Origin of the sequence: Ancylomarina salipaludis (genome assembly GCF_004122035.1) — a bacterium.
GTDB classification, from domain to species: domain Bacteria; phylum Bacteroidota; class Bacteroidia; order Bacteroidales; family Marinifilaceae; genus Ancylomarina; species Ancylomarina salipaludis.
Genome location: NZ_SAXA01000006.1, coordinates 199599 through 223308, shown reverse-complemented (window position 1 = coordinate 223308; position 23710 = coordinate 199599). Strand labels below are relative to the sequence as shown.

The 23710-nt window shown below is 33.7% G+C and carries 21 protein-coding genes and 2 tRNA genes; 9 read left to right on the top strand and 14 right to left on the bottom strand.

The window, feature by feature from the left end; genetic code table 11:
* Positions 1 to 14: 14 nt before the first annotated feature.
* The 6 genes from EO244_RS08655 to EO244_RS08630 form a co-directional block, all read right to left on the bottom strand.
* Positions 15 to 713, bottom strand: coding sequence for a response regulator transcription factor (locus EO244_RS08655; protein WP_129254268.1), 699 nt, complete (start codon positions 711 to 713; stop codon positions 15 to 17).
* A gap of 12 nt (positions 714 to 725) precedes the next feature.
* Positions 726 to 1775, bottom strand: coding sequence for a sensor histidine kinase (locus EO244_RS08650; RefSeq protein WP_129254267.1), 1050 nt, complete (start codon positions 1773 to 1775; stop codon positions 726 to 728).
* Between the two features lie 330 nt (positions 1776 to 2105).
* Positions 2106 to 2441, bottom strand: coding sequence for a hypothetical protein (locus EO244_RS08645; protein ID WP_129254266.1), 336 nt, complete (start codon positions 2439 to 2441; stop codon positions 2106 to 2108).
* 39 nt (positions 2442 to 2480) lie between these two features.
* On the bottom strand, positions 2481 to 3536 hold the full coding sequence (ruvB, locus tag EO244_RS08640; RefSeq protein ID WP_262707917.1) for a Holliday junction branch migration DNA helicase RuvB: 1056 nt from the start codon (positions 3534 to 3536) through the stop codon (positions 2481 to 2483).
* Between the two features lie 87 nt (positions 3537 to 3623).
* Positions 3624 to 4004, bottom strand: coding sequence for a response regulator (locus EO244_RS08635; RefSeq protein ID WP_129254265.1), 381 nt, complete (start codon positions 4002 to 4004; stop codon positions 3624 to 3626).
* A 911-nt stretch (positions 4005 to 4915) separates the two neighbouring features.
* Positions 4916 to 6571, bottom strand: a complete 1656-nt coding sequence (locus EO244_RS08630; protein ID WP_129254264.1) for an AMP-binding protein — start codon at positions 6569 to 6571, stop codon at positions 4916 to 4918.
* A gap of 310 nt (positions 6572 to 6881) precedes the next feature.
* Between EO244_RS08630 and asnS the strand changes: the two genes are divergently transcribed.
* The 3 genes from asnS (at position 6882) to EO244_RS08615 (ending at position 10607) form a co-directional block, all read left to right on the top strand.
* Entirely contained in the window at positions 6882 to 8327 is a 1446-nt protein-coding gene (asnS, locus tag EO244_RS08625; protein ID WP_129254263.1) for an asparagine--tRNA ligase, read from the top strand.
* A gap of 207 nt (positions 8328 to 8534) precedes the next feature.
* Positions 8535 to 9989, top strand: coding sequence for an RNA polymerase factor sigma-54 (rpoN, locus tag EO244_RS08620; protein WP_129254262.1), 1455 nt, complete (start codon positions 8535 to 8537; stop codon positions 9987 to 9989).
* Positions 9990 to 10004: 15 nt separating this feature from the next.
* Complete coding sequence (locus EO244_RS08615) at positions 10005 to 10607, top strand: PAP2 family protein (protein ID WP_129254261.1); 603 nt, start codon at positions 10005 to 10007, stop codon at positions 10605 to 10607.
* A 57-nt stretch (positions 10608 to 10664) separates the two neighbouring features.
* On the opposite strand, the gene EO244_RS08610 is transcribed toward EO244_RS08615, so the two are convergent.
* Together EO244_RS08610 and EO244_RS08605 are read right to left on the bottom strand one after the other, a co-directional pair.
* Positions 10665 to 11084 carry an SPOR domain-containing protein gene (locus EO244_RS08610; protein ID WP_129254260.1) on the bottom strand — a complete coding sequence of 140 codons (420 nt, stop codon included), beginning with the start codon at positions 11082 to 11084 and terminating at the stop codon, positions 10665 to 10667.
* A 14-nt stretch (positions 11085 to 11098) separates the two neighbouring features.
* Entirely contained in the window at positions 11099 to 11512 is a 414-nt protein-coding gene (locus EO244_RS08605; protein WP_129254259.1) for an SPOR domain-containing protein, read from the bottom strand.
* 244 nt (positions 11513 to 11756) lie between these two features.
* Between EO244_RS08605 and EO244_RS08600 the strand changes: the two genes are divergently transcribed.
* The 3 genes from EO244_RS08600 (at position 11757) to EO244_RS08590 (ending at position 15066) form a co-directional block, all read left to right on the top strand.
* Complete coding sequence (locus EO244_RS08600; RefSeq protein ID WP_129254258.1) at positions 11757 to 12146, top strand: methylglyoxal synthase; 390 nt, start codon at positions 11757 to 11759, stop codon at positions 12144 to 12146.
* A 106-nt stretch (positions 12147 to 12252) separates the two neighbouring features.
* On the top strand, positions 12253 to 12627 hold the full coding sequence (locus EO244_RS08595; protein ID WP_129254257.1) for a hypothetical protein: 375 nt from the start codon (positions 12253 to 12255) through the stop codon (positions 12625 to 12627).
* 180 nt (positions 12628 to 12807) lie between these two features.
* Positions 12808 to 15066 (top strand): inorganic phosphate transporter, encoded by a 2259-nt coding sequence (locus EO244_RS08590; RefSeq protein WP_129254256.1) that lies wholly within the window; start codon positions 12808 to 12810, stop codon positions 15064 to 15066.
* Between the two features lie 73 nt (positions 15067 to 15139).
* Here the strand turns inward: EO244_RS08590 and EO244_RS08585 are convergent, their stop codons facing one another.
* Positions 15140 to 15838, bottom strand: coding sequence for an SIR2 family NAD-dependent protein deacylase (locus tag EO244_RS08585; RefSeq protein WP_129254255.1), 699 nt, complete (start codon positions 15836 to 15838; stop codon positions 15140 to 15142).
* Positions 15839 to 15957: 119 nt separating this feature from the next.
* Positions 15958 to 16785, bottom strand: coding sequence for a sensor histidine kinase (locus EO244_RS08580; protein ID WP_129254254.1), 828 nt, complete (start codon positions 16783 to 16785; stop codon positions 15958 to 15960).
* Positions 16786 to 17288: 503 nt separating this feature from the next.
* On the opposite strand from EO244_RS08580, the gene EO244_RS08575 reads away from it, so the two are divergent.
* Entirely contained in the window at positions 17289 to 20147 is a 2859-nt protein-coding gene (locus EO244_RS08575) for a CHAT domain-containing protein (RefSeq protein WP_129254253.1), read from the top strand.
* 152 nt (positions 20148 to 20299) lie between these two features.
* On the opposite strand, the gene EO244_RS08570 is transcribed toward EO244_RS08575, so the two are convergent.
* The 4 genes from EO244_RS08570 to EO244_RS08555 form a co-directional block, all read right to left on the bottom strand.
* Positions 20300 to 21055: a tetratricopeptide repeat protein gene (locus tag EO244_RS08570; RefSeq protein ID WP_129254252.1), complete on the bottom strand. Its 756-nt coding sequence runs from the start codon at positions 21053 to 21055 to the stop codon at positions 20300 to 20302.
* Complete coding sequence (locus tag EO244_RS08565) at positions 21052 to 21612, bottom strand: RNA polymerase sigma factor (protein WP_129254251.1); 561 nt, start codon at positions 21610 to 21612, stop codon at positions 21052 to 21054. Before EO244_RS08565 ends, EO244_RS08570 begins: the two co-directional genes overlap by 4 nt.
* A gap of 496 nt (positions 21613 to 22108) precedes the next feature.
* Positions 22109 to 22183, bottom strand: a tRNA-Val gene (locus EO244_RS08560).
* A gap of 29 nt (positions 22184 to 22212) precedes the next feature.
* A tRNA-Val gene (locus EO244_RS08555) sits at positions 22213 to 22287 on the bottom strand.
* Positions 22288 to 22428: 141 nt separating this feature from the next.
* Between EO244_RS08555 and EO244_RS08550 the strand changes: the two genes are divergently transcribed.
* The gene (locus EO244_RS08550; protein WP_129254250.1) at positions 22429 to 22779 is read left to right on the top strand and encodes a hypothetical protein; all 351 of its coding nucleotides are present in this window, start codon (positions 22429 to 22431) and stop codon (positions 22777 to 22779) included.
* A gap of 39 nt (positions 22780 to 22818) precedes the next feature.
* Positions 22819 to 23640 carry a peptidylprolyl isomerase gene (locus tag EO244_RS08545; protein WP_129254249.1) on the top strand — a complete coding sequence of 274 codons (822 nt, stop codon included), beginning with the start codon at positions 22819 to 22821 and terminating at the stop codon, positions 23638 to 23640.
* Positions 23641 to 23710 lie beyond the last annotated feature (70 nt).

Here is a 23710-nt window from a genome sequence, read left to right as displayed (position 1 = left end):
CAAATATTCTAAACCTAATCGATAAATTTATACCCCACACCTTTTACCGTCTTAATCAGATTATCACCTAATTTTTCCCGTAGTTTTCTAATATGAACATCAATGGTTCGGTCTCCAACAATAATATTTTCACCCCACACGCCATTATAAATTTCATCACGAGTAAAAACTCTTTGCGGACGAGAGGATAACAATAATAAGAGTTCAAATTCTTTACGTGGTAAAGACAATTCCTCTTCATCCTTAATCACCAAATAACGTTCCCTATCAATAGCAATCGGTCCAATTTGAATCAAAGTGTTTTCACTACTTTCATCCTTATCGGTTGATCGGTTGACGCGTTTCAACATTGCCTTAACACGAGAGATTAAAACTTTCGGTTTTATTGGTTTACTAATATAGTCATCAGCTCCGGCATCAAAACCTGCAATTTGAGAATAATCTTCACTTCTTGCTGTCAAAAACGTAATGAGAACATCTGAAAATTCCGGCATTTCTCTCAACTTATCACAAGTTTCAATACCATCCATTTCAGGCATCATCACATCTAAAATAATCAGGTGAGGTTGAAATTTTTTAGCCACTTCAATTCCTTCAATCCCGTTATTAGCCGTTTCGACCTGAAAATTTTCCTTTTTTAAATTATAACTTAAGAATTCTAAAATGTCAGATTCGTCATCGACCAATAAAATTTTATATTCGCTATTTTCCATATCAATAATTTTCTAAGCTTTAGTATTAATTGCCTTATTAAGTGTAAAAGTGAAACTGGTTCCTTCACCATAAGTACTACTCACATTTATACTTTGCTCATGTGCATCGATAATATGTTTGACGATAGCCAAGCCCAGGCCCGATCCACCCATATTTCTCGATCTGCTTTTATCAACCCGATAAAAACGTTCAAATATTCGGGGAAGATTGTCTTTCTCTATCCCGATACCATTATCTCGTACTTCAATTAATAATTTGTTGTCCATATCCATTACTTCGATATGAGTTTTGCCACCTTGTTTTCCGTATTTTATGGAATTAACAACAAGATTAACCAGAGCCTGAAAAATTTCTTTTTTATCAGCTTCAACATATTTTGGCATTGAATGCGATTGAGGAAATATGATTTTTATATTATGCTTTTGTGCTCGCATCTCCTGCATTTCGACAACCTCATTTATGGTTTCAATAATATTAAATCGTTCCGGTAAAAGTTTCAATTCGCCATATTCAAGCTTCGATATCGATTCCAAATCCTTAACGATACCAATCATTCTATTGATACTTTTCTCGGTTCGTTCAAGATAGGACCGATTGATATTTTCATCTTCCAAACCACCATCAAGCAAGGTTAAAATATAACCCTGAATATTAAAAATTGGTGTTTTTAATTCATGAGACACATTCCCGATAAATTCTTTTCGATACTCCTCCTGACGCTTCATTTGCATCAAAAGCGACCCTCTGCCCTCACTCCATTCTCTAACTTCTTTTTCCGCTTCGTCTAAAATGTCAATGGTTTTTACCTTGTCAACAAATTCTCTATCGATAAACTGAGTATCATGAATCGTTTTATAAAGCATCCTAATTTTAGAATATAAAAAACGACGAATCAGATAACGCGACATCACAAACATGAAACTGCATAATAAAATCATGCTCATGAATAAAACCAAAGCTTTATCCTCAATATAGGTATAAAGTAAAAATTCAATCAGAATGATAATCGCACTGGAAAGGGTGATTAATAAATTAACTTTTTTTGAAGATATAATTTGCATAAATAAGTTTTACTTCGGTTTTATATCAATATAAAATAAAGATAATGTTAAGAATTATTTCTTATACAAATATTCAAATTAATAAGTGAGCAAGTCTATTTGTAATATTAATTAATAGTTAAGATTTATCGGTTCCAAATACCATAACCCGAATATTAAAAAACACAACCTAAGTTAAGACTTATTTATTAAAATAATGAGTCAATATTTTTGCAATTACAGATCTCAATAGAGGATTAAAAAAAATGGAAGTAATAATCAGTTTTACTGATTTCACTCCCATTTAAATATTTTCAATTTTTCGTTCGAAAAAAGAATAAAATACCCGAACTATTTAGTTTGTTTTTTAAACGAAATCTCTTTCATGTTGACTAATAAATCTATCAGAATAGATACAATCAGAAGATTAAATTTTTGTTCCAGTTCCAATACAAAACTTAAACAAGCAATTAGCATAAACAAAACACTTCCAAACTTTAATAGTTCTGAAAATTGAAATGAACGTAGTTTATTGCTATCTAAATTTAAAGTCCTGTATACAATATTTAAGACTAAACCTAATCCTAAAATAAGTAGGCCATAAACATTATCTTGAAGAATAAAAAGAGCACCAACAATTATTGAAATAGTTGATAAAGTATAGAGTATTGATCGTATCTTAGACATCTAAAATTTTATAATTATGTATTATATTATTTATACTTTTTAGAAAAGTGTATTCGAATCATCAAAACGACTTTTTCCCAAATGTGAATAAGCCAAAGCTGTTACCTCTCGTCCTCGTGGTGTCCGTTTTATAAAGCCCTCTTTAATTAAAAAAGGTTCGTAAACTTCTTCTATGGTTCCACTGTCTTCGCTCACTGCAGTGGCAATCGTCGAAATCCCTACCGGGCCTCCTTTAAATTTATCAATAATGGTTGTCAGGATTCGATTATCCATTTCATCCAAGCCATGTTTATCGATATTTAAGGCTTCAAGCGAATATTTTGTAATCTCTAAATCAATAGATCCATTGCCTTTTACCTGAGCAAAATCTCTTACCCGACGAAGAAGTGCATTCACAATTCGAGGTGTTCCTCGTGAGCGGGAAGCAATTTCGCCAGCTGCTTCGTGTGAAATTTCAACATCAAGTATTTTAGCCGATCTTTTAACAATTTGAGTTAAGATAGGTAAGTCGTAATATTCCAGATGAGAATTAATTCCAAAACGAGCACGAAGAGGTGAAGTTAACAAACCAGAACGCGTGGTCGCACCAATTAGAGTAAACGGATTTAACTCCAATTGAATTGAACGCGCTGCAGGCCCTTTATCGATCACAATATCTATTCTGAAGTCTTCCATGGCAGAATACAAATATTCTTCGACTATGGGGCTTAAACGGTGTATCTCGTCGATGAATAGAACATCGTTCTCATCAAGATTGGTTAAAAGTCCGGCAAGATCACCTGGTTTATCCAAAACAGGACCTGAAGTAATCTTGATGCCCACTCCCAATTCGTTGGCAAGTATATTGGATAAAGTTGTTTTACCAAGACCTGGAGGTCCATGAAGCAAAACATGATCCAGGGCTTCTTCACGCATCTTGGCAGCTTTCACAAAAATGTCAAGATTTTCAACAATCTTTTTCTGCCCACTAAAATCTTCAAAACGTAAAGGTCTTAACTTTTGATCGATATCAACCTCTTTGTCCCTTACCTCCTGATTTCTTAAATCGTAGTCATTATCCATTTTTGCTGTCTTAAAACTGTTTTCTGGTTTCACAATATCTTCATTGTAAAGCACAAAAATAGTCTCATTCGTCTAATAAAAATGACAAATGAGATAAAAAATACCAATCAAGTATATTTTTCAAAGATTTAAACTTTCCAGAATCTCAAAAAGTTTCTCTACTTCAAAAGGCTTTGACATGTGAGCTGTCATACCACTATCGCGGCATTTATTAGCAGTTGCAGTAATCACGTCAGCTGTGAGAGCAATAATTGGAATTTCATGCCCATTTTCCAATTGACGAATTTGTTTTGTTGCTTCTAAACCATCCATCTCCGGCATCATGACATCCATCAAAATAAAATCAAATTCGTTTTTTTTGAATTCTTCGATGGCTTCAATTCCATTATTGGCTGTTACTATATCGTATCCAAATCGTTTTAAACTAAACTTCACAACAATTTGATTCAATTTGTTGTCTTCAACCAATAGCAATTTAAAGTTTCTATTTTCCCAGCTCATTCTTTTGTTCAGTTTAGAATAGATTTATGCAAGATAATAAATTCATCAATATAAATTCTTCTTTTAAACTTTCAATTTGTGAATTTAGTTTCAGGGCAAATATACTTGATTTTTCAATATGACTTTTTAGATCTAATATCTTTAAAAACTGCCTTTGATTGGGTTTTAGTAATTTTCCATTTATCCACCAATTAACTCCTCTTATCAACACTTATTATATTATTATCTTTTTTTTAATTTTTCTAAAAAATATGATGATTATAATGTCCTGTTAATAATGTTGGTAATTGAAAACTGATTTGATAGGATTTTTAAGCTTTTAAACTCTAATAACAGGCTATTAACATAGGTTGTTAATTTAGAGCTTTTGTATTAGAGTGTTTTATAGGTGATATTAACAATCTGTTAATAAACTGAATTTTTGAAAACAAACTGCGTTTTTGCTATTAACAGATTGTTGATAAGCTGTTGGAAGTTACGTTTTCAGTACTTATAAGTAAAATTGTTTGGGAGGGAAATTTTTCTCATACAAAAGCTCATATTATATATCCAAAGATTTATTTCGAATATTTAATAAGAAAAAATCAACAGTCTGTTAACGGTATGTGAACAAAACTGTTGATTTCTTTTAAAACTGTTGTAAATATCTGCTTATTAGAATTATATGTAATCTATTGCATGAAAAATAAAAACTGTACTTAGTGTTCTCTATAAACTTTAATACTAACCATATATTGGGGTATAATTCTAATAAGGTTGATGCGTACTTATACTTGTTTTAAATAAAAAGGTTGCATTTTCAGCTCTTTTTTTTGTAATTATATTTGAAGTATCAAGGGATAATTGAGTCTGATTGGCATAAAAAAAGCAACTACTTTTGTAGCTGCTTTTTGTCTTTTTTTAATGAAATTCTAATGATACATTTCGGTATAAAGGAAGCGTTTGATATTTCGTTTGGGTGTTTTTTCAAACTCCTGAGGAAATAAAATAATACGGGAAACATTCATAAAAGCGGGTAGATCTTTATTGAGAATTTTCCGATCACTTTCAAAAGCTTGTTCTATTTCTTCCCTGGTTAAACCTTCTGCATCGCAAACTTCATAATCAGGATAAACCAAAGCAATCAGTTTATGATCCTTATCATCGGTAACAATTGATTCTTGAATAAAGGGTAAATTGTTTAGACGGGATTCTATTTCTTCAGGATAGATGTTTTGGCCGGATGGACCCAAAATCATATTCTTAGACCGACCTTTGATATAGATGATATTATTCTCATCAATAACACCTAAATCACCAGTTTTTAACCAGCCATCTTTAGTAAAAGCTTCTGATGTTGCCTCCTTGTTTTTATAATAGCCGGTCATCACATTATCGCCTTTAACCTGAATTTCACCAACGATATTATAAGGATCCGTTGAATCAATTCGAACTTGCATTCTATCTACCACATGACCACAGGAGTGCGCTTGAAATTGTGCACTGGGGCTATAACTTATTAGTGGACCACACTCGGTCATGCCATAACCAACTGTAAATGGAAAGTCAATTTTTTTAAGAAAATCTTCAACCTCTTTTCCTAAAGCAGCACCACCAATAATAACCTCAATAAATTCACCTCCGAATGTTTCTATTAAAGAATTTCTAATCTTTTTATAGACTTTCTTTTCTAAAAGAGGAACCTTCAGCATAAGCTTCACACGACGACTTTCCAATGCTGGTAGGATGCGTTTTTTATAGATTTTCTCCATAATAAGAGGGACCAAACAAATCAGTCGGGGTTTGACGTCCTGAAAAGCTTTTGTGATGAGTTGAGGAGTTGGAACACGTGAGAGAAAAATCACATGGCAACCACAACAAAATTCGGTCAGAAATTCGAACATGCAACCAAAAACATGAGCCAGAGGCAAGAAGGATACAACCTTATCCTGGGGTCTTAAATCGATATGATCGAAACCTATTTTCACATTTGAATGCAGACTTCTATAGCTTAGCATAACCCCTTTAGAAAATCCTGAAGTTCCGGATGTATACGATAAAACAGCAATATCATCTTCCTTAGGATTGGCATAGTTTAATTCCGATTTATTGAGAGGTGTTTTTTCCGATTTTTCATTGACAACACCAAGGGTTTCTTTTAATCTATCGCATGATGTACAAAGTAAACTGAAATCGTTGAGGGAAAGAATTCCTTTTATTTTCTTGATTTTAGAATCGTCTATCTTATTGAAAATATTTTCAGTGGTAAAAAGGAGTGAAGCCTCCGAATGATTGATGATATGATGTATGTCGCTTGAATTGAAATCGGGAAGGATAGGAACAATGGTTGCACCATAAGTAATCGTTGCCAAATAGGTCACCGCCCAATTATTTAAATTGCGACCAATAAGCGCAATTTTGTCTCCTTTTTTAATACCTAATTCTTTATATAGAATATGCAGCCACTGTATTTTTTCTGCAACTTCTTTAAAACTTATGCTATCTTTTTGGTAATTGGTAAAGGCTGGAAATTCCCAGTTATTTTGAAGACTTTTTTGTATCGAATGAATTAATTTATTTTGAATCATAGAAATTGTCATATTGATGTAAACCTCTAAAGATACTATTCTGAATAAAAAATCGTAAATCAACTTTATTCAAATTTGTGATGTGTGAACTTAATAGCATTAAATCAGCTACTTAGTCCAGTCCTTTTTTTAGTGATATTTATCTCTAATTTGCGATTTCAATTTCAGTTGCAGATCCAATTTATTCAAAGCTTTTTCTTATTTAATTCCGTGTAGCTAAGCTTAATTGAATGCATTTTTATATTTTTGTAGCCTTATAATCGGTTTTTATTGAAAAACCGATTAATTAATCTCATTAAGTCATAATAAAATGGAACTAAAAAGAATCAAGATTAAAGAGCTATTGCTTTCAAAAGATTTTGGAAGTGAAGTAAATGTGAAAGGATGGGTCAGAACCAAACGTGGTAATAAGCAAATCAATTTTGTTGCTTTAAATGATGGTTCTACTATTAATAATCTTCAGATCGTTGTTGATGTTCCTAATTTTAATGAGGATTTATTGAAGAAAATCACAACAGGAGCAGCTATTTCTGTCAATGGTAAGCTGATTGAATCAACCGGAAGCGGACAAAATGTTGAACTTGAAGCAACTGAAATTCAAGTTTTAGGTGTTGCTGATCCTGAGAAATATCCATTACAGCCTAAAAAACACTCTCTGGAATTTTTAAGAGAGAAGGCTCACTTGCGTTTCCGTACCAATACGTTTTCTGCAGTCTTTCGTATTCGTCATGCAATGGCTTTTGCTGTGCATGAGTTTTTCAATATGAAAGGTTTTTATTACATGCACACCCCACTTATTACCGGTTCTGATGCCGAGGGTGCTGGCGAAATGTTTAGAGTATCAACACTTGATCCTAAAAATCCACCTTTAAACGAGGATGGAACAATTAACTATAAAGAAGATTTCTTTGGAAAAGAGACTAATCTTACAGTTTCAGGTCAATTAGAAGGTGAGCTAGGAGCTATGGCTCTTGGTGAGATTTACACTTTCGGACCAACTTTCCGTGCTGAGAATTCAAACACCACGCGTCACCTTGCTGAGTTTTGGATGATTGAGCCAGAAATGGCTTTCTACGATATTGTAGATAATATGGATTTGGCTGAGGAGTTTCTGAAGTATATGATCAAGTATGCTTTGGATAACTGTATGAGTGATCTTGAATTCTTGAGCAAGCGCTTACAAGAAGAAGAGAAGGGTAAAAAAGCTGATGAGCAATCGATGGAATTAATTGAGAAGCTTCGTTTTGTATTGGAGAATGATTTTGTTCGTTTAACCTACACCGAAGCAATTGATATTCTACGTAACTCGAAGCCAAACAAGAAAAAGAAATTCCAATATCTAATTGAAGATTGGGGAGCAGATTTACAGTCAGAGCACGAGCGTTACCTGGTGGAGAAGAAATTCCAAAAGCCGGTTATTTTAACTGATTACCCTAAAGATATCAAAGCATTCTATATGAAACAGAATGATGATGGTAAAACTGTAGCTGCTATGGATATTTTATTCCCGGGTATTGGTGAAATTGTGGGTGGCTCTCAGCGAGAAGAAAGTCTGGAGAAATTATTGGCTCGTATGGCTGAAATGAATATTCCGGCTGAAGATATGGACTGGTATTTGGATACACGACGTTTTGGTTCTGCAACGCATTCGGGTTTTGGTTTAGGATTTGAACGTATGATGTTGTTTGTTACAGGTATGGGTAATATCCGTGACGTGATTCCTTTTCCACGTACACCTAAAAATGCTGAATTTTAATATTCAAGATTTATAATATTGAAAGTCGATTCATTTTTGAATCGACTTTTTTTGTGTTAGAAATTTTCTGTTAAAAGACTTTTTATTCAGTCATTCTGCATGTATATTTACCTTTATTTTATTCTTTTACCTATTGTGGTTTGATATTTGTATTGTTAAATCCTAAATAAAAGTATTCTATAATCTGACTAATAGTTAAATACATATATGCTTAAGCAGAGCCTACAACAAAAATTATTACAAAAATTATCACCTCAGCAAATACAGGTGATTAAACTTCTCGAACTGCCAACTTTGCAGCTTGAGGAACGGATAAAGAAAGAATTGGAAGAGAATCCGGTTTTGGATGAAGGCGGTAGTGAAGAAAATATTCAGGAAGATTATCAGGAAGAAGAAAATGATATAAAAGATAAAGATCAGGAAGAATTCTCGTTGGAAGATTATATCGAAGACGATGACACCCCTTCATATAAATTAGCTGCTCAAAATTACTCCAAGGATGATAAGCATGAGGATATTCCTTTTTCGGGAGGGACAACTTTTCATGAGCAGTTAATTTCACAATTGGGCTTACGGATCTTAACTCCTGAAAAAGCGGCTTTGGCCGAATACCTGATTGGTAATATCGATGAAGATGGCTATTTGCGCCGCGATATTGATAGCATTGTTGACGATTTAGCATTTGCGACAGGTATCAATACGACTTTTGAAGAATTGGTTGAGCTTTTACATATCATTCAGGATTTTGATCCTGCCGGTATTGGAGCTCGTGATCTTCAGGAATGTCTCATTCTGCAAATTAAGCGTAAAGGCTCGCACAATCCTGATGTCAAGCTGGCTCATCAGATTTTGAAGAAATATTTTGATGAGTTTACGCGTAAGCATTACGATAAAATACAGAAACGTTTAAATTTGAGTGATGAAGATTTTAAGTGTGCTGTGGATGAAATACTCAAACTCAATCCAAAGCCTGGTGGTGCTTTTGTGAACCCAATGTCAAAACCGTCTCCGACTATTATCCCTGATTTTATTCTTGAAGAAGAGGATGGCGAATTGAATCTAAGTCTAAATTCTCGTAATGTTCCTGATTTGCATATTAGTCGGTCTTATGTGGATATGATTGAGGATTATTCCAGGAATAAGGACAATCAATCTCAGGATCAAAAGGATGCTGTGATGTTTGTTAAACAAAAGCTTGATTCGGCCAAATGGTTTATTGATGCTATTCGCCAGCGTCAAAATACTCTGATGCTGACTATGAAGGCGATTATTGATTATCAAAGAGATTATTTTATTGAGGGCGACGAAAAAATGTTGAAACCGATGATCTTAAAGGATATATCGGAACTAACATCTTTGGATATTTCAACGATTTCGCGTGTTTCAAATTCCAAATATATTCAAACTCATTTTGGTATTTTTCCCTTAAAATATTTCTTTTCTGAAGGCCTCCAGACCGATACCGGTGAAGAAGTTTCAACACGTGAAATTAAGAATATCCTTCAGGAGTGTGTTGATAATGAAGACAAGAAAAAACCACTAACGGATGATAAGTTAGCGGCCATATTGAAAGAAAAATCATACATGATTGCGCGTCGAACAGTGGCTAAATATCGCGAACAACTCAATATCCCAGTGGCTCGATTAAGAAAAGAACTCTAAACTCACTCTACAAACATGAATTTATCCAGAATTATATCAGGCTTAGCCCATCCTATGCTTATGCCTTTGTATGCTCTATATTTAATTTTTCATTCAGACACGTTTCTCGACTTTACTCCTTTTACATTGGTAAAGGCGATTTACCTGATTGTGTTTATTACAACCGTACTTTTGCCCATAAGTTGTTTGCCTTTGCTTAAATCTTATTCTTTGATTAGTAGCTTTGATTTAAGTGAACGAAGAGATCGAATGATTCCTTTGGCTCTGGCCGTTTTATCTTATTCTTTAGGATTCTATTTATTATCAAAATTACCTGGCAGTAATATTTTCGCACGCCTACAGCTTGCAGGAATCTTTAGTTTACTGCTTCTGTTGATAACTTCATACTGGTGGAAGATCAGCTTACATATGGCCGGAATTGGTGGTCTGTGTGCATTAATATTTACGTTCTCTGTTCGATTTTCAACTTCACTGAGAACAATGTTTATGATGAGTCTTTTGGCAGCAGGATTTTTGGCTTATTCTCGTTTGAAATTGAATAGACACACTTCTGCGCAAATTTATGTGGGATTTATGTTTGGGTTTATCGTCGTATTTCTGACATTCATTTATAAATAAAACTTAAGTTTTCGAAGATATTTTAAAGACAAAAAAAGAGCTCAATCGAGCTCTTTTTTAATTTTTAAGAATCCATAAATCGGGCTTATGATTCAATTTTTTTAATCTTTTCAATTCCTTCACAGCTATTTTTTTATCTGCGAAAGATTGTATGATAACTCGATAACGTCCATTTGTTTCAATGACTCTACAGGGATACCCTTTTTTATAGAGTTGCTGACTTAAGCTTAAAGCAGTATTTTTTTTCTTACTACTTCCCCCTACAATATGATAATTAAATAGAGCTCTGTTTTCCAGTATATTGGAGAGCGTATAACTGCTTGATAATTGCTGACTTTCAGCCGATGGAGCTTGGGGAATTTCTCTATTAGCCGTAAGCTCAATCGTATTTGTCTTATCTAGCTTGGTCAGTTTTTTTTCACCACAAGCTGATAAGATTAATACAAGAAATATTAAGCTGTATTTAAACGACTTCATAGATCCAAATATAGTTAATGCTTTATATGCAACCAAACGTTTTCCTGAGCTTTGGTTGATCGGGCAATTTTTAATTCTTTAAAGGCCTGTGAACGATCGGAAAATCCTTTGTAGGAAACACGATAAAAATGATTTTCTGAAAGGATTATTTGTGAATCATAACCTTCTTTTTGAAATTTTGCTTGCAACCTTTCGGCATTGGCCTTATTTTTAAAACTAGCTGAGATTAAAAAATACTTATTAATCGCTTTTTTAACAACTTCTTTGGGAACGACTTTTTTGACAGCTTCCTTTTCAACTGTTTTTGTTTTTACGATTTTTTTATTCGCCTTGGGATTCTTCAGGGGTTTCTTTTCGTCCTTGCAGGCACTCATTCCTATAGCCAAACTAAGGAATGCAATAAATAGTATCTTAAATCTTGTTTTCATATGGATGCAAATTTAATATAATGCAAATCAAATTACTAACAAATATAACAGATTTAGATAAATCTCAAACCTTTAATAATCTTTATTTAACACGAGTATAAGTGTTTTTATACAGATTCTGATTATTTTTGAATACCGATTGTTGGAAACAGTTTCTTAATTTGGAGATCTTCAATTTATGTCATTTTTATGCATTAGTTGAATGTTTATATAGAATCGATTTTAAAAAATTAATAGTATACGAATGAAAAGAATTGCATTAGTCGCACATAATCAGAAGAAAAGTGAAATGTTGGCTTGGGTAAAGCGCCATCTTGATGAATTAAAAAAACATAAATTAATAGGTACATCTAATACCTCTAAATTATTAAATTCGGTTTTGGATCTTGAAGTTGAGGGGTTTGGTCATGGTCCAAACGGTGGTGATATTTTGCTTGCAGCACAGATTCTTGAAGGAAAAGTTGATGAAGTTATTTTCCTGATCGATGCTGAAACACCACATGGACATGAGCACGATATTCAAACTTTAATTCGAACTGCCGTATTAAATAATGTACCCATTGCTTTGAATTTGGCTACTGCTGATTTCCTGGTAAAACTCAATAAATCAGAAATAGACAGGAATAAAGAATAGTTTGATTGAACTAATTTTACAGGCTCACATTTCTTGGTAGGAATGTGAGTTTTTTTTTGTTAATTGGGAGTGATTTTTACAATCTACAACTAACCCTACCTATATTATGAGTGAGAATTTCAAATTTGAATTTGATACAGAAACGTCAATTCTTTATAAGCATTACTATGGTTTAATCTCAGTAGAGGATATTACATCTTCATGGGAACAGGCAATCAATAATAAACTAATTCCCCATAACGTAAAAGGTTTTATATTGGATTTCAGAAAGTCTGGTTTTGATTTTGAAGTAGGCAGATACATTGAAATTTCAAACTTTTATAGAAAATACATTCATGTTTTTGGTGGCTTAAAAATTGCCCTTATAACGATTGATCCTAAAGACCTGGTTATTCCTGTTTTATTTAAAGCAAAGCAGGAAGGCTATGAATCAAGACCATTTAGTACTACGGAAGCCGCTAAAGAATGGGTTTTGTCTTAAAAGTTTGCCGATTAGAATTTTTTTTTCTTGTTATAAGTTTAAGTCAATAACAGCTCACAATTAATTGTAGGTGAGTGGATTATTATCGTGTTAACTTTAAGTTAACACAAAGGTAAACTTGAGGAAACACTTGCTTTCTAGTCCGTTTGTAGTTTTGTCCTGAACTTACAAACGAAAAACATGGATAATTTTTATTTGATTATTGTTGTTGTGCTTTTTGCACTTGCAATTTCCGACCTTATTGTTGGGGTGAGTAACGATGCTGTAAATTTTTTAAATTCAGCATTTGGATCTAAAGCTGCCCCACGTTGGGCAATTCTTATAATTGCCAGTTTAGGTATTCTTGTTGGTGCAACCTTTTCCAGTGGAATGATGGAGGTGGCACGTAAAGGGATCTTTCACCCTGATCAGTTTTACTTTGCTGAAATCATGATCATTTTTGTGGCCGTCATGTTAACAGATATCATTCTGCTTGATTTCTATAATACGGTAGGCCTGCCAACTTCTACAACGGTTTCTATTGTATTTGAATTGCTTGGGGCTGCGGTGGCTGTTGCTTTGGTAAAAATCATGAATTCAGACCAAACCCTTCTGGATTTGGGGAATTATATTAATTCGGCAAAAGCACTCGCCATCATAACAGGTATCCTCCTGAGTGTCGTCGTTGCTTTCTCTGCGGGAGCTTTGGTGCAATACATTACACGAATTATTTTCACATATAAATACGACAAGCGTTTTAAATATTTCGGAGCTATTTTTGGTGGTTTTGCCATTACAGCGATTACTTATTTTATCTTAATCAAAGGGGCTAAGGGATCTTCATTTATATCAAAAGAAGCTCTTGTTTGGATAAAGTCAAATACGTTTACAATTATTGCGTCTTGTTTTGTTGGTTGGACAGTTATCTTGCAGCTATTGGTTTGGTTTATTCGTTTGAATATTCTTAAGGTTATTGTTTTGGTTGGAACATTTGCATTGGCTATGGCTTTTGCTGGTAACGACCTGGTTAACTTCATAGGTGTGCCTTTAGCAGGTTTTAAATCCTTCCAAGCCTATATTGCGAGTGGTGTTAATGATCCATATGGTTTAACTATGGAAGTTTTGTCTGGTAAAGTACAAACAGAAACCTACTTGCTATTGATTGCTGGTATTGTGATGACACTTACACTTTGGTTTTCGAAGAAAGCTCGTACGGTTACTGAAACAGAGTTAAGTTTAAGTAATCAGAATGAAGGAGATGAAAGATTCGGTTCTTCTTATTTTGGTCGAATTATTGTTCGTCGATCTTTATCTGCTAACAACCGTTTGAAAAGTGTTTTACCGGAAAGAATTCAAAAAAGTATTAATAAAAGCTTTCAACCATCTGTATCTTTAGCTGGTATTGAAAAGAAGGATATTCCTGCATTTGATATGATTCGTGCTTCGGTTAACCTTACTGTTGCGAGTATTCTTATTGCACTTGGTACATCTCTAAAATTACCTTTGTCAACAACCTATGTGACTTTTATGGTAGCCATGGGTACATCATTGGCTGATAGAGCCTGGGGGCGTGATTCTGCTGTTTATAGAATAACGGGTGTAATTACGGTTATTGGAGGTTGGTTTTTTACCGCATTTTGTGCTTTCTCGGCAGCATTTATATTTGCTAATTTAATTAATTGGTTTGGTGGCTATGCCATTGTGTTTTTGCTTGGTCTAGCTTTATTTTTTGTAGTGCGTTCACATAGAATTCACAAGCGTAAAAACGATGCTTTTGTTAGTGAGGATAATGACTCTTTAATTATTAAAGGTGACGCTGCTGAACAATGCACACATGCCGTTTCTACTTTGACAGCTAAGATCCCTGGTATCTTTGGAAAGATGATTACTGGTTTAGCTTATGAGGACAGAGCTAAGCTTAAGGAGTGTTCTAAGAAAGTGAATAAGTTGAACGCTGAAGTTAAGAAAATCAAAAACCAGGTTCCTGATATGGTTAAGATTCTTCGTGAAGACAGTGTTTATTCAGGACCTTTCTATGTCCAATTGATCGATTATCTTCGTGAAATGGCTCATGCAACCAGTTTTATTGTTGAACCAGTTTATGAGTATATCGATAATAATCACAAAGCTCTGGAATCTGAACAAATTGAAGAATTAAATATTATTCAAGCAAAATTATCTGAGTTCTTTACTCATATCAACACGATAATTAACGATAGGAATTACTTGTCGGAAAATATTGATTCAGTTCTCGAAGAAAAAGAAGTTCTTTTAAAATCAATAAAGAAGTTCAGAAAAGAGCAAATAAAGAGAATCAAAGCAGAAAAAGTTGGAACACGTAATTCTGTTTTATTCCTTGGTGTTTTGAATGAAACTAAAAATTTGATCCTTTACGCAGGAAATCTTCTGAAAGCGGCTCGTGATTTTACGACGTCAAAAGAAGATGATGATCTTGATTAAGATCGGGTAAGAGTTTAAATATATTATAGATTGGAAGCTGTTCATATTCATGAGCAGCTTCTTTTTTTACATATTAATGTTCAGGGACTAATAGTTTAAAGAGTTTTTTCATCCCGATGCTCGCTTTTTCTTTTATGAATGTACGATTACCATACGAAGACATATTGACTTCATTGGGATCGATGATATAGATGGGGCAATTTGAGGGGGTGTAATCGATTAAACCGGCTGCAGGGTACACATTCATTGATGTTCCTACAATGATGAGTATATCAGCTTTAGAGACTATCTCTGCAGCCTTAGAAATGGCTGGCACTTCTTCACCAAACCAGACGATATGAGGGCGTAGGCGAGATCCCTTTTCACATTTGCTTTCTGCTGTGAGTTCCCAATGATCGAGTTTATAAACTAAACTTGAATCAGCTGTACTTCTTGCCTTTTTTAACTCCCCATGAAGATGCAGTATTTTTGAACTACCAGCTCTCTCATGTAAATCATCTACATTTTGCGTAATGATTTCAACATCAAAATATTTTTCTAATTCATGTAATATAAGATGCCCTTCATTGGGGTGGCAATAGAGAAGTTGTTTGCGTCTTTCGTTATAGAACCTTGTGACTAATTCAGGATTTCTTTCCCAAGCTTGCGGACTTGCGACTTCCATCACATCATATTCTTCCCATAAACCTCCCATCTCGCGGAAGGTTCTTAAGCCACTTTCGGCGCTAATTCCTGCACCTGTAAGTACAACAATTCGTTTTTTTATAGGCATGTTCTCTCTGTTTAATTTCGTTTTAAAATTAAAGGTAAGAAAATCAGATTATAAAAATTAGGGTATTAGGAGTCTGCAGTTCTAAAATGAACTGAATGAGAATGTAAGAATTTTGTGGATTATCCTACAAAACTATTTCTGTTTTGAATACCGGAATTGGTTTCCATTTCCTCAAGTTCGTCTGACTTGTATTGGGTTGGTACGCATAGGTAAAAGGTTGAGCCTTTTCCTAATTCAGACTCTAGTTTTAAGGAGCCGTTCATTAGTTTCATATATCTTGTGCACAAACTTAAGCCTATACCGGCACCAGATTGTTTTCTAGTATATGAATTATCAACTTGATTGAATCTCTTGAATATGGATTCTTGATGTTCCTGACTGATACCTACTCCTGTGTCCTTCACAAAGATTTTGATCTTCTGATCATCATGTAAGGTACAAGAAATGTGAATTTCTCCGGATTGAGTAAAATTAATGGCATTATCCAAAAGGTAGCTGATTGATTTTTCAAGCTTTTCACCATCAATTACAATGTTGGGATTGGGGCAATCGATTTGGCAATCAATTGCAATGTCTTTATCCAGTGTTTTAATTTTGTCTTCATAGATTGTAAATAATCTGATGATGACAGCTTCCAGATCGATTTCAGATTCGTGCAGTTGCATGATTCCGGAATCTAATTGGGATAAATCGATGATTCGATTTAGTAAATCGAGAAGTGAACGGCTGCTAACATTTAAAATAGAAGCAAATTCATTTCTTTCTTCATTAGTTAATGATTCGTCGCGCAGGATGTCCGATGCTCCAATGATGGCATTCATGGGCGTGCGTATTTCGTGTGAAATATTCGCTAGGAAAGCATTTTTTAAATCTTCTGCTCCTTCTGCTCTTCGTAATGCCACTGCTAACTGTTCTTCTAGCTCGCAGTAAGTCGGACGTTTCTCCATGCAGGAATCTTTTCTAATGTTATATAAATATGAGAGACTTGCGTTAGATTACTCTAACCATATCAAATTTAAGGTAAGATTATAGAACTATACAATAGCCTCTTCAGCCATATCTCTTTGAGTTAGTTCGTTTGCACCACCTTTTACTTCCGATAATTGTGTCGAGTTAAGAATTTCAAAATTTTTCATAGCTGTAAGTTTTCGAAAATTAATAAAATATTTAAACAATAGCCTCTTCAGCCATATCTCTTTGAGTTAGTTCATTTGCACCACCTTTTACTTCTGATAATTGTGCTGAGTTAAGAATTTCAAAATTTTTCATGGTTATTTAAATTATAAAGTGAATATTGGAATCGTTTTACACCCCTTTATTCCCTTTTTTGGTAAAAAGTAACCCGGAAAGTGAAAGTTTTTTTTCAAAAGTATATGAATTCTATATGTTTTGAATAATTTTATCGGGTGTATGATTCATATATTCAGCCTATTAAAATCTATTTTCTACTGTGAAAAAAAAACAAGAAATATTTCGATTTCTTCTGATTACTTTATTTTTTTTGATTCTTTGTGGGTCAAATTATTATACAGAAGCTTCAAATCCGTCTCAAGTTTATCAGTCAGAAATTAGCACTTCTGCCGATTCTTCCTTACTTATTCTTTTTAATAAGGCCGTAAATGAATTGCGATCTCGTAATAATAAGGGGGCGGAAGGTTATTTTAAAGAAGCCGAACGTAGTATTAATGAGTCCGAATTGAGTGATTTTGAGCTTTTATACCGATTTAAGGTCAATTATGGGGCTACTTTAATCAGATTAGGGAAGTTTAAAGATGCTTTGTTTTATTTTAATTCTGCTGAAGCTATTTGTAAAAAGCATTTTGGAGAATCAACAGGTAAATTAGCCCCTGTGTATTTAAATATGGGAAACATTTACCTTTATACTAAAGATAATTTAAAGGCACAGAAATTTTATGAGGCAGCACTCTTTATTATTGAAAATAATTCTTCAGCCTCTCGGTGGAGGGATCGTATTATTAATAACCTAGGCTTAGTTTCAAAGAATAATAGGGATTACACTAATGCGCTTAAATATTTATTGGAAGGGCATAAGATTAAGAAAGAAAGAAATGTTAAAGATCTTTCTTTAAATCTATGCAATATTGGTAATTGTTATGACAAACTAGGTTATGATAAAGAAGCGGATCGTTACTTCAAATTGAGTATTGATGAATCAATTAAGTTTAATGGGGAAGGTAATTCTGACCTTGCTAGTTTTTATTTGAATTATGCTGTTTTTCATTCTTCTAGAGGGAATAATGTTTTGTCTAAGGCATATTTAAATAAATCGTACGATATCTATTTGGCAAAATTTGGCCTGAAGCATCCGGATACAGCACATTGCTTGAAAAACCTAGGCACAGTTTATTTCAAGGAGGAGAATTATCAAAAGGCCTTGGAATTTTATCAGAAAGCTTTAGTATCGAGTACTTATGATTTTCATGGGGGTGGTTTTGATGAAAATCCCAATATTGAGCAAGTTGATGGCCAGTTGACAACTCTTGAGATTTTATCAGATAAAGCTTCAACTTTATTTAAACTTCATAAAACTACCAATCAAATAAAATATTTAAAATCATCTCTGAAAACCTACGACTTATGTGTTAATGTTATTGATCAGATTCGTATTGCTTATCAGGATGAGGAATCAAAATTGACGCTTAGTGCTAATGAAAATGAAACCTTCTCTTTGGCAATTGAAGTTGCGGCAACTTTATTTGATCTGACCGGTAACCCAATTTATAAGGAGATCGCATTTAAATATTCGGAACGTGTTAAAGCTGCTAGTTTACGTAATTATTTAAATGATGTAGATGCGAAAACCTTTGGTGGTATTCCTCTTGACTTACAGAATTTGGAACGTCAATTGAAACAGGATATCGCTGATTATCGAGAAAAGATCTATCAGGAAAGAAAAGAACTTCAACCCCAACAAGATTCTATTTCAAATTGGCGTCATACACTCTTTGATTTAAATGGTGAATATGATCAGATGGTTAAGCGTTTCGAGACTGAACATCCTGATTACTACGCATTGAAATATGATAATTCGAGTATTTCAATTGAAGAACTTCAAAAAGAGCTTAAAGAAGACGAGGTGTTGATTGAATATGCCTTGTCTGATTCAACTTTATATTCATTTGCCTTAGGAAATGGGCTTTTTGAAATGAAGAAAATGAAATTAAGGAAAGGTGAATTGGAGAGTAGTATTACTAATATTCGGACCAGTTTAAAAACCAATGATTTTTCTGATAATAGTATGAAATATTATCTGGATTATATATCTGCGGCTCACAGGCTTTATCAATTAATGATAGAGCCCTATGAAGAGGTGATTGAGAATAAGCATTTAATTATCATTCCTGAAGGTAAATTGGCATACGTGCCTTTTGGTGTTTTGCTGAAGGAAAAAGGCAACCCTGAGACCATGAGCTATCGTAATTTGGATTATTTAATACGGCACAATCCTATTAGTTATCAAAATTCGGCTACGATTGCTTACAAGCATCCTGAAAAGGGATTTTCAACGTCTTCTTCTAAAAAGCTGTTGGCATTTGCACCTTCGTATGACAATGTCAGTGATACAATTTTGGTAACCAGACAAGTTCAAAATAAAAAACTTTATCCTCTGCCTGGTGCGAAGATAGAAGTTGAAAATATTTCCAAAATATTCAAAGGCGAGACCTATCTGGATGAATTTGCTTCTGAAACGAAATTTAAAGAAAGAGCTGAAGGCTTCGATATATTGCATTTGGCCATGCATACCATCTTAGACGATGAAAACCCCATGTATTCAAAATTGGTTTTCAGTCAAATGGGAGACAGCTTGAATGATGGCTTATTGAATACATATGAAATTTATAATATGAATCTTAAAGCCAGAATGGTTGTATTGAGTGCTTGTAATTCAGGAGACGGAAAATTCTTGAAAGGTGAGGGAGTTATGAGTTTAGCACGAGGTTTCTTTTATTCTGGTTGTCCAAGTTTGATTATGACTCTGTGGACTGTGGAAGATTTATCCGGATCTAAATTAATGTCTTCATTTTATAAGTATCTATCCCAAAGTTTTCCTAAAGACGTTGCTTTGCAACAGGCTAAATTAGATTACCTGGAATCTGCAGATGCCTTGAAATCACACCCCTATTTTTGGTCAGGCTATGTTGCTATTGGTGAGACTCAGACCTTGTTCAGATTTAGTATGATTCATAAGATTTTGATGTTTTTGGGAGGTGTACTTCTGTTTGGAGCCTTGTATTTTATTTGGCAGGGGGCAGTATCCAGAAAGATTAAAAAAGAAACATTAAACTAAATACTATTGACTCATAATTCAATCTTCTGTTTAAAAGTGGTGGAAGTAAAGAGCTTTACTTGATTAAATAAGTCTTTTAAATTTATATCATAAAGAAAGGATTGTTCTTTTGGAACAATCCTTTTATAGTAACGATAGTATGATGAATCGATTTATTCTAGTTTATTAAGAATTTCTTTTGCTTTGGTTCTGTAGAAACTATTTCCTTCGGCAATAGCTCTATAGGTCTCTTTTGCCTTTTCTCTTTCGTTAGTCATTAGGTAGCAAATTCCTAAATACCACTCAGATTGCTCAATAAAGAGGTTGTTTTTGTGATTTAATACACGAAGAAAATTCTTATTGGCTTTCAGGTATTCTTGTACTTGAATATTAGAAATACCTGAATAGAAGTTGCTCGTTAAGTTTGTACTGTCTTTTTCAAGAATTGTTTGAAACAAAGATAAGGCAGTACGGTAATTCTTAGCCTCGTATGATTTAAGCGCTTGATCGAGTATCCGATCAGCTTCATTCGTATCCGTTCCGGAACGTGTATTGATGACAATACCGTATGGCTTGTAGTAGTTCATGAAAATTTCTTCATTGGAGTAAGTCTTATTACCAAGCATGTAATAAACACTCGCCATTCCAATAAAAAGGATCATAGAGGCAGCAGCTATTCTCCATTTCCCATGAAATTTAGCTTTTCGTTTTTCTTCAGGAGTAGTAGGAATATCAATGGCTTCGAGTTTACTTCTTAACTCCATGACATCATCTTCCATGATAGCTTCGTTTATCTCACTGTGAAGATTTAATTCCATCTCCAAGTCAAGATCATCCATTAAATCTTTTTCAAAATCTAGGATTTCTTTTTCGCTTAGCTGACCGTCTAGGAAATTCTCTATACGATCAAAATCTTTTTCGTTCATCATACTTCGGTAAATTGATTATCGTTCTTAATATTCGTTATAAGTGTTTGCTTGCACTTATACTTCCTTGATTTGACGTAATCTTCTCCGGCAAAACCTAATTTTTTTGCAATTTCTTTTGCAGAAACTTTCTCGAGATATAGTTTCATGATTTCTTGGCAATCAGGAGGCAAGAGTTTAAAATGCTTCTGATACAGGCGATACCTTTCAGTTTGTTCGTAAGATTTACTTACATCATCAACCTGTTGATCAAGTACCACGTCTGATTTGATAATGTCAAGATTATCATCTCTGTTCTCAAGTTTTTTTAACCACAATAGTCGGCATACAGAGTAGATATACGTTCGAAAATTACAAGTCAACACAATGGGTGACTTTTTCATCTTCCGATAGATTACAATAATAGCCTCCTGAAAAAGATCGCGCGCGTCCTCACTGGTTCCACTATTATTTTCAACGAATCTGCATGTATCAGGAAAGAACTTGCGATAGATGTAATTCAATACATCATTATTGCTCATTCCAATTCCTTCCAGAATTGCTTCTGTTGTGTAATCCATGTTATCTACCCCTTTATTCCCTTTTTTTGCAAAAAGTAACCCAATGAAATGGAAAAAAATAATAATTAATTAATAAACTCCTGTATCGTATTTATTACTAGCTAATTGCAAATTAATAAAAAGGTTTGTTTTTTCATTAATCTGTACATAATTTAATTAAAACATTAACTTATATTAAGGACAATAAATATGTGACGAAGTTGTTTAAAATAATGATGAATTCTTGTTTTATTTGCGTGAATGTAAATATATACAAAAAAAGGACAGCTTTTGATAAATGAATATTAGCTTTTTGTATTTTGCATAAATATTTACCATTGTATTATGGTGTTGGTAATGTTTTTGCTTATAAAATTATTTTTTTGAGTTTGAGTTCTTTTTTTTAAGATAGGAGGGAAATAGTCTTAAAGACTCATATTTTCACATCATACTATATTGAATATGTAAATAAAAAAAGGAAATTTTCATATGAAAATTTCCTTCTTTTTTCTCGGTGTGGGCGATATAGGATTCGAACCTATGACCCCTTGGGTGTAAACCAAGTGCTCTGAACCAACTGAGCTAATCGCCCGAGAATTCGTGTGTATGTTATAACAATTGTGGGCGATATAGGATTCGAACCTATGACCCCTTGGGTGTAAACCAAGTGCTCTGAACCAACTGAGCTAATCGCCCTTTCCCTTAATTGCGATGCAAATATAGGTGGGAAATATTTTATACGCAAGCCTTAATTGAAAAAAAAATAAAAAAAGATCTTTGCAGCCCTTTGTTTTTGCTGAAAATCTCTACTTTTAGGACTCATAAAAAATTGATTATATGGACAATAATTTAGAAAGCGACTGGAATAAACTTTTATATAAAATTTCTGAAGATTTTAATGTGAATGCTGATTTAAATGGCACTTTGTTGCTAATTGGTATACAAGAGCGCGAGGAAGGCTTCAAAGAATTTTATTCAAAAGATGATAAAATGGCACATATTAATTTAGCGACATGCCGTTTGTTGATGAAATGGAACTATTATTCGATTGAGGGATATGATGAAAATAAGTGGCCAATTTTCAAAAAAAATAAAATGATACCCCCTTTTTCTAAGGAAAAAGAAGAATTACTTTTGAAATCCTCAATTGTGGAATATTTTAAAGAGAGCAATTATCTTGAGGATTAATTTTGAATTCTAACTTAAATAAACACGAAATATAAAGCTATGAACAAACTCATCACTCTTAGTTTAATTATTCTTTTCGCCGGGGCTTATTCTTGTAAGACGGCTGTTAAACTTGGCAAAAAAAATCGTATCGTTCAGATTGATACGGAATATGGCGCAGTTAAAATCAAGTTATACGATGAAACACCTTTGCATCGGGACAATTTTATTAAGCTGGCTGATAAAGGTTTTTTTGATGGAACACTTTTCCATAGAGTGATTAATGGTTTTATGATCCAAGGGGGAGATCCTGATTCTAAAGGGGCAAAATCAGGTGCCATGCTAGGTGAAGGTGGTCCAGGATACGATATACCTGCAGAATTTAATCCGAAGCTGTTTCATAAGAAAGGGGTAATTGCTGCGGCTCGTGAAGGCGATCGTGTTAATCCTGAAATGCAATCTTCTGGTTCTCAATTTTATATTGCTCAGGGGAAAGTTTATGAACCTGAAGCATTGGAGGCTCTTGTAGTCAATATCAACAAGAAACGTGCGAATGCAATTTTTGAGAATCAAAGAGCGCTCTATAAGGATGAACTAACTAAACTTCAAACAAATGGTGAGTTTGATTTGTTCAATGTAAAAATGGAGGAGATGAAACAAAAAATTGATTCGATTTCAAAAACTCAGACTTTGGTATTAACGGATGCAATGAGAGAGGCCTATACAACACTCGGCGGAATTCCTCATTTGGATCAGGCTTATACCGTTTTTGGTGAGGTAATTGAAGGACTTGATATTATCGATAAGATTGCAGCAGAAGAAACGGATCAAAATGATCGTCCTCTCAAGGATATTAAGATGAAAATTACGATTATTCAATAATTAGATTTAATTTATAATTCTTAAAAGCTTCGAATCATCGAAGCTTTTTTGTTTTTTTGAATTGACAAAG